7 protein-coding genes are annotated in these 7,356 nt (G+C 43.8%); all 7 read left to right on the forward strand.

Annotated features, from left to right (window positions below; translation table 11 throughout):
- The first annotated feature begins 170 nt into the window (after positions 1–170).
- The 7 genes from ABE021_RS09115 to ABE021_RS09145 all read left to right on the forward strand — a co-directional run bounded on the left by ABE021_RS09115 (position 171) and on the right by ABE021_RS09145 (position 7,293).
- On the forward strand, positions 171–869 hold the full coding sequence (locus tag ABE021_RS09115) for an ABC transporter ATP-binding protein (RefSeq protein WP_430288172.1): 699 nt from the start codon (positions 171–173) through the stop codon (positions 867–869).
- Positions 859–2,181, forward strand: coding sequence for an ABC transporter permease (locus ABE021_RS09120; RefSeq protein ID WP_430288173.1), 1,323 nt, complete (start codon positions 859–861; stop codon positions 2,179–2,181). Before ABE021_RS09115 ends, ABE021_RS09120 begins: the two co-directional genes overlap by 11 nt.
- Before the next feature lie 130 nt (positions 2,182–2,311).
- On the forward strand, positions 2,312–3,694 hold the full coding sequence (gene fumC / locus ABE021_RS09125; RefSeq protein WP_430288174.1) for a class II fumarate hydratase: 1,383 nt from the start codon (positions 2,312–2,314) through the stop codon (positions 3,692–3,694).
- Between the two features lie 84 nt (positions 3,695–3,778).
- Positions 3,779–4,288: a PCYCGC motif-containing (lipo)protein gene (locus ABE021_RS09130; protein ID WP_430288196.1), complete on the forward strand. Its 510-nt coding sequence runs from the start codon at positions 3,779–3,781 to the stop codon at positions 4,286–4,288.
- A 283-nt stretch (positions 4,289–4,571) separates the two neighbouring features.
- On the forward strand, positions 4,572–5,078 hold the full coding sequence (locus tag ABE021_RS09135) for a DinB family protein (protein ID WP_191688615.1): 507 nt from the start codon (positions 4,572–4,574) through the stop codon (positions 5,076–5,078).
- A 253-nt stretch (positions 5,079–5,331) separates the two neighbouring features.
- Positions 5,332–5,853, forward strand: coding sequence for an integrase (locus ABE021_RS09140; RefSeq protein WP_430288175.1), 522 nt, complete (start codon positions 5,332–5,334; stop codon positions 5,851–5,853).
- 225 nt (positions 5,854–6,078) lie between these two features.
- The gene (locus tag ABE021_RS09145; RefSeq protein ID WP_430288176.1) at positions 6,079–7,293 is read left to right on the forward strand and encodes an ISL3 family transposase; all 1,215 of its coding nucleotides are present in this window, start codon (positions 6,079–6,081) and stop codon (positions 7,291–7,293) included.
- Positions 7,294–7,356: the final 63 nt, after the last annotated feature.

Consider the following 7,356-nt stretch of genomic DNA (forward strand, 5'->3'; position numbering starts at 1 on the left):
CGCAAACAGCACACCCCTCAGTGCCCTTCACCCAGTCAATACCTTCTCCTCAGACAGCCGACTAGTCAAGCATTCCTCCATCTTAAGAAATTCTTCATATATCCATACACTACTTCTAAAGAATTGCCTGTCATACTCAAAGTATCAGCAAGTCAGAGGAGGACGACAGATTGATTCGTGTAGAACATATTCATCATTCATTCAAAATTGGTAAAAAAGGTAAAGAACGACCGGTGCCTGTCTTAAAGGACCTATCGTTTGAAGTACAGAAAGGCTCAATCGTCTCGATAGTTGGAAGAAGCGGATCAGGGAAATCGACATTGCTCCATATCATGGCTGGGTTTCTGAAGCCGGAAAGCGGCAAAATTACGGTCAATGGAACAGAGACATCCAATTTCAATGAAACCGAAAGCGCGGAATTCCGGCTCGACCAATTCGGGTTCATCTTTCAAAACTTTCAGCTTATGCCTGGCCTTACAACATTCGAGAACATTGAACTGCCATTAAAACTGCAAGGTACCTCAAAAGCGGAACGCTCGAAACTAGTGCAACAACTCATCCAATACGTCGGACTGAAAGAAGTGCAAGACCATTACCCGAATGAGTTATCCGGTGGGCAGCAGCAGCGTGTCAGTATCGCCCGTGCACTCATTACAAATCCGCCAATTATTTTTGCGGATGAACCGACAGGCAGCTTGGATTCGGAAACGGAACAGGAAATCCTTGCGCTCATCCGTTCACTGAACGAATCACGGGGGATTACGTTCGTCATTATTACACATGACGATGAAGTCGCGTCAATTGCGGATGAGACGTACCAAATGCATGACGGTGTATTGAAAGCGGGGGGTGTGCATCATGCAGTTTAAAGATCAGATTGATTTTGTGAGCCAACATATTAAAAAGAACAAACTGCGCGTTTTCATGACGATTTTAGCCGCCACAATGGGAACTTCCTTCCTTATCATTCTGGCTTCCGTCGGTTTTGGCATTCAAGATACATTGAAAAAGGAGATTCTTGATAATCGGCTTGTGACACAAGTGGAAGTGTACAGCGCAGATCTCGATGTAGAGAAAGCGGACAAGATGAAAACACTGGATCATGTAAAAGCCGTAGTTCTTAGGCAAGAAGTGAATGGATTCCAGGAAACTACGCTGGATAAGTATACTACCTCAAGCGCTCTTGTCGTTTCAGACTTTGGGGAAGAACAAAAAGCAGGGTTTGCTTTAGACAAAGGACGATTACCCAAGTCCAAATATGAAGTGGTTGTGGGAAGTGACTTCGCTGGGAATTTAATGAATGAAGACGAAGTTGAAAGATTTCAAAATGAGCAAGAAGGCAAGGAATTAAGTGAAGAGGAACAAGCGGAACTAGAATGGCCTCATTATGAAGGGGAACTGCTAGGGAAAGAAATCACCTACAAAATCGGAAGCTACGAAACAATTGAGTCCTACAAAGAGCCTGTTAAGCTGACGATTGTCGGAATTGCAAAGGCTCCTTCGAAAGACTTTATCTCCGACACGAAACTCTATGCAGATGCTTCGCTCATGTCAGAGCTGGAAGCCATTTACGACCGTCATAAACCGGAAGAAAGCGAAGAATCGCTGTTTAACCCGAATTTGAATATTTACGCGGATGAGCTGCAATATGTAAAGGGTATAACGGATTCGTTAAAGGATGAAGGCTATTCTGTGTATTCCATATCCGAAGAATTGGAACAGATTGATGTGTTCTTCTTAGCTTTAAAAGCAGGACTGATTTTTGTCGGAACGATTGCTATCTTGATTTCCTCAATTGGAATTTTCAATACAATGACGATGGCGGTGACTGAGCGTACGAGAGAAATCGGTGTGATGAAAGCGCTTGGAGCGAAGCCGAAACTGATCCAACGGTTATTTCTACTGGAAAGCGCATGGATTGGCATCATCGGAACCGTCATTGCGGTCATCCTCTCCTATGCGATTAGTATTCTGGCAAATTATTTACTGCCAATCATCGTCGGAGCAGCACTGGGTGAAGAAGGTTTCGGCGACCTGGAAGTCACGTTTTCCATCATCCCATGGCAACTCGTGGTCATCGCCTCTGCGATCAGTATAAGTGTGGCCATGATTTCGGGTTGGCGTCCGGCACGTAAAGCGACACGGATCGATGTCATCGATGCATTGCGCCGCGAATTGTAAAAGATGGATCCGCTCACTGTGGCGGATCTTTTTCTCATTCATCCGATTCAAATATCTTTGATTTTACTAATGAATTCCGGCATGATAGATAAGAAGAGATTGAATTTATTTGCGAAAAGGGGTTTTCAGAATGGAATACCGCATTGAGCACGATACGTTTGGTGAAATTCAAGTTCCAGCGGACAAGCTGTGGGGCGCACAAACACAACGCAGTAGACAAAACTTTAAAATCGGCGGAGAGCGCATTCCAACTGGAGTGATCCAAGCTTTTGCACATTTGAAGAAATCTGCAGCGATTGCGAGTCACTCGTTCGGGAATCTATCCGAAGTGAAGATGAAAGCAATTGCTGCTGCAGCCAATGAAGTGTTGGAAGGCAAATGGGACGACCACTTCCCACTCGTCGTTTGGCAGACCGGCAGCGGCACGCAGTCCAATATGAATATGAACGAAGTGCTCGCGAATCGCGGCAATCAGCTGCTTGAAGAATGGGGAGAGTCTGAGCGACTGCACCCGAATGACGATGTGAACAAATCACAAAGCTCGAACGACACTTTCCCAACAGCGCTTCACGTGTCAGGAGTCATCGCAGTAGAACGTGAATTGCTGCCGGCACTTGAAAAACTGAAGAAAACGCTAGGTGATAAGTCTGAAGCGTTCAAGGATATTATTAAAATCGGCCGTACACACTTGCAGGATGCGACACCTCTTACACTCGGTCAAGAGATGAGCGGCTGGCACCATATGCTTGTGAAAACCGAGAAGATGTTGAAAGACAGCGTCCAATCGATGAAAGAACTTGCAATTGGCGGAACAGCAGTCGGTACAGGTCTGAACGCTCCTAAAGGGTTCGGAGACAAAGTCGCGGAAGAAATTTCCAAGTCAGTCGGAATCGAGTTCACGTCAGCACAAAACAAGTTCCACGCGTTGACGAGTTATGACGAAGTCGTTTACACACATGGTGCAATGAAAGCACTTGCCGCTGATCTTATGAAAATCGCCAATGACGTTCGTTGGCTTGCTAGCGGACCGCGCTCAGGTATCGGTGAAATTACGATTCCTGAAAACGAACCAGGGAGTTCCATCATGCCAGGCAAAGTGAACCCGACACAAAGTGAAGCGTTGACGATGGTCGTTGCGCAAGTCATGGGGAATGACGCGACAATCGGTTTTGCGGCGAGCCAAGGGAACTTCGAGCTCAACGTATTTAAGCCCGTGATCATCTTCAACTTCTTGCAAACAGCAAAATTGCTTGCAGATGGCATGATCAGCTTCAACGATAATTGTGCGGTGGGCATTGAACCGAACCGTGAAGAAATCGACAACAAAGTGAAAAACTCACTCATGCTCGTAACTGCACTGAATCCGCATATCGGGTACGAAAATGCTGCGAAGATCGCGAAGACGGCTCACAAGGAAGGAACGACTCTGAAGGAAGCGGCACTCAAAACAGGACTCTTAACGGAAGAGCAGTTCAATGAGTGGGTAGACCCTTCTAAAATGCTCGGCCGGTAAGTTGCCACAATATTGTAACGGCATAAGTGAGTGGAATCCTGTATGCTGAGAGGACAACCTTCAAGAAAAGGAGTCGACATGTCCATGAACAAACGCCTCATGCCGATCTTAGCTGTACTTGTGATTGTTCTCGCCGCATGCAGTGGGAAAACGGCTACAGAGCAGCAGCACGAAGAAAAGCCAGCATTAGCCATAGGAGAAGAAAAACAACTTCCGAATGGCGACTTACAGCAAGTCACTGCATCTGCGGAAGAGCTCCCTGCATTCCTCAATGACAAATCCGAGGATCTTCAACTTGTCTATCAAGTTGCAGGACATGCAGAAGATATTTTAAAATACATGCCTTGCTATTGCGGATGTGCAGATAGTGCGGATCATGGCAGCAACTTGAATTGTTTTGTGGATGAAATCCGTAAAGACGGCTCCGTTGTCTGGGATGACCATGGAACTCGCTGCGATGTCTGTGTAGAAATCGCCGTTAAGTCTGTCAAGATGTCACAAGAAGGTAAATCGTTGAAAGAAATCCGTAAAACAATCGATACCGATTATAACAAAGGGTACGCGCGTCCAACGGATACGCCGATGCCATCATAAAATAAGGAAACAGGTTCTCTTAGGAGAGCCTGTTTTTTAAGTCCGAAGTCTCTTTTTTTCACTTGCAGAAACCATCCGAAAACCCTTTTATACTAGGCTTAACCCATAAAGGTTGTATTCAAGTGGAAGGTGGTCTATGATCGATGTCTGATGAGCTGGAAAAAGGGTGTACATTTACTATTCTGACAGTTGGAATTAGGGTTCCTTTTTCTTGAATATGAGCGTATGCTTCTAATATATTTCAGAGAGAATGCAGACGCGAAAACCGCGTAGGAGGGGTACTATGGTTTTTGAAGGCAATAACAAAGTGCGTAAAAAGATTTTACAAGCAGTCCAGGGACTGACAAATGAGGAACTCAATCGGAAACCTGCCAATGGTGGCTGGTCACCGAAACAAATCCTCGAGCATCTCTCGCTCATGGAAACGCTCATCGCCTCGAATGTGGCAAAGGAACTAAAGAATCCGGAAAGCCCGAAAGCGATGAAGAAGCCGATTTCCATTTCAACGAACCGTATCATTAAAGTAGAAGCTCCAGGACGAACAGTTCCTTCGGATACATTTAAAACGCTATGCGAAATGAAACAGGAATTACACACATCACGGCTGTTTTTGCTGGATGTGTACGATAGCAGCAACAAAGAGGCGTTGATGAAAAAATCATGCAAGCATCCGATTTTTGGGCAAATACCATTATGTCAATGGTTCCCGTTCGTCGGATTGCATGAAAAACGACACTTGAAACAATTGAAAGACACAATCGAATCGTTGCAGCTTAAAAAAGCAATGTAAATAGGTGTGAATTATTACTGGACTGTTTGGGAGCGTGCAAGACATAGCTGCCCCAGTAGTCTTTTTATGTCCAGGAATATAGTGAAACACAATCCATGAGAAACTGTGATGAACTTATGAAAACTATCATAAGTTATTGCAATAGGATAGCAATCGTTTTAAACTAGACAAACCTTTCCATTTCTGAAGGGAAGGATATCTACAGAGAGAGCAAGGTAAGAGAATGAAGGATTGTGTAGATCAGGAGATCCAAATGATTATACGCGGTACAATTGCTGCAGTTGGAATGGAAATTGACGTGATGCCAAGGACTACAGGTGTGAATATGATGTATGATTTTATTAAACATTGCATTCTTGTGGACACCGATCGGCTACTCAGTGCGAAATCTGAAATGAAGAACGTGTTCCCTTTGAAGGATTACGTGCAGGCGTTGACTCTCCACGAACTGGGTCATGCACTCGATCGAAAGGCGTTGCTTGCATCGCTGCCGGGAACACGTGAAGTCATCGAATTGAAAAGAACATATGGTCAGCAGGAACTATATAGCAGCAGACATCTTCTGAAAAAGTTAGTCGATGAAAACGACCAAGACTATCGGTTCGAAGAGACTGCGTGGATCAATGCTGAGCGACTGAATAGCACCTATAAACTTGTTTGTGCAAATTGCATGATCCAGATGAAACTTCATGGTTTAGCTACGTACAAACAAGCCTTTTCAAAAGATCGTATCATTTATGATGGCTTAGTAGCAGCCGAAAACAGCTGTAAATGAAGAATGACAAGAACCCCTTGCCGAGTGGCATGGGGTTCTTGTCATTCAAATGAAGTTTGCTATACTTTTAACAATTCAAACTTTGGAGGGGATTGTATGACTATACGTAAATTTAGGTTCTATAATATTTGTTGGGGTGTAGGCTCAATTTGAATAAAAAATGCACGCAATCACCATTTCTTTTATACTTGAATTGTCGAGAAACAAGTAAATGAAAGGTGATGCGTGCATATGAATAATACCATGAATATTCCGGGTTTAAAAGGTGTAGAGGTTAAGAAAATCGAAGAGGTTGGAGATCGAATCGCACTCCATGTTTCACTGCCTTTAAAGCCTCATCCATGCCCTGCTTGCGGAACGATGACGAAGAAAATCCATGATTATCGCATTCAAAAAATCAAACACCTCAAGTGGTTTGAACGATTGAGTATTTTATTTTACAAACGCCGTCGGTATGCATGTCCTTGTGGGAAAAGATTTGCGGAGAAATCCCCATTCGTAGATAAATATCAACGGTACTCCAGAGAGTGGAACCGTGTGGTTCGAATTCGAAGTGTGAAAGCGAAGTCCTTCAAAGAAGCAGGAGAAGTGTTAGGCACATCAAGCTCAACAGTCATTCGTCGCTTTAAAGAAGTAGCGAAAAATGAGATGAAAACAGGAGTTAGATTGCCTAAAGCGATTGCGATTGATGAATATAAAGGCGATACGGATGCAGGTACCTATCAACTGATCATCGCGAATGCAGAAACTCATGAACCTCTAGATATCTTACCGAACCGCAGAAAAGACACCATCAAAGACTACCTTTATCAGTATGGAACTGACGTAGAACTTGTCGTGATGGATATGAATCCAAGCTTTAAAGCAGCTGTGAAGACGGTGTTAGGTCGGCCAGTCATTGTCGCTGACCGCTTTCATTACTGTCGGTATATTTATTGGGCAATTGATGAAGTACGTCGGAAAGTCCAGAAAGAATGGCATGCGTATGACCGCAAGAAGTGCAAGCGAATGCGGCATGTGCTTTATAAGCGGAGTGAAAAACTAACTGACAAACATCGTTGGTATCTGAATCGATACCTAAGTATGTCAGACGAGTTGAAGACAGCTTACGAATTAAAGGAAGCCTATTGTGAATGGTTCGATTGGGCAAAGAAAACAGAGGATGTAGTCGAGGTAAAAAGACGATTACAAGACTTTTACCGAAAGGTAGAGAAAGCTCAGATTCCAGCGTTTTTAAAAGCGATTCAAACGCTTAAAAACTGGCAAGTGGAAATCCTAAACAGTTTCTCCTTTCAGTACTCAAACGGATTCCTAGAGGGCATTAATAACAAAACAAAAGTGATGAAACGCAATGCCTATGGCTTTAAACGTTTCGATCACTTCAGAGCGAAGATCTTATTAAACATGAAGTATAAAGAAATTGGGATTCATTTAGGTTGAAGGGTGACGTGCAACTCACATCACCCCAACATTTGATTTAGAACCAGTTTTTTCAGGTGATAA

It is taken from the genome of Sporosarcina gallistercoris, assembly GCF_050459885.1.
GTDB classification, from domain to species: domain Bacteria; phylum Bacillota; class Bacilli; order Bacillales_A; family Planococcaceae; genus Sporosarcina; species Sporosarcina gallistercoris_A.

Bases quoted from the DNA above. Each gene is read 5' to 3' on its own strand.
- ABE021_RS09135 (WP_191688615.1), top strand. From the start codon at position 4,572: ATGGTTTTTGAAGGCAATAACAAAGTGCGTAAAAAGATTTTACAAGCA.
- ABE021_RS09140 (WP_430288175.1), top strand. From the start codon at position 5,332: ATGATTATACGCGGTACAATTGCTGCAGTTGGAATGGAAATTGACGTG.
- ABE021_RS09130 (WP_430288196.1), top strand. From the start codon at position 3,779: ATGAACAAACGCCTCATGCCGATCTTAGCTGTACTTGTGATTGTTCTC.
- ABE021_RS09120 (WP_430288173.1), top strand. From the start codon at position 859: ATGCAGTTTAAAGATCAGATTGATTTTGTGAGCCAACATATTAAAAAG.
- fumC (WP_430288174.1), top strand. From the start codon at position 2,312: ATGGAATACCGCATTGAGCACGATACGTTTGGTGAAATTCAAGTTCCA.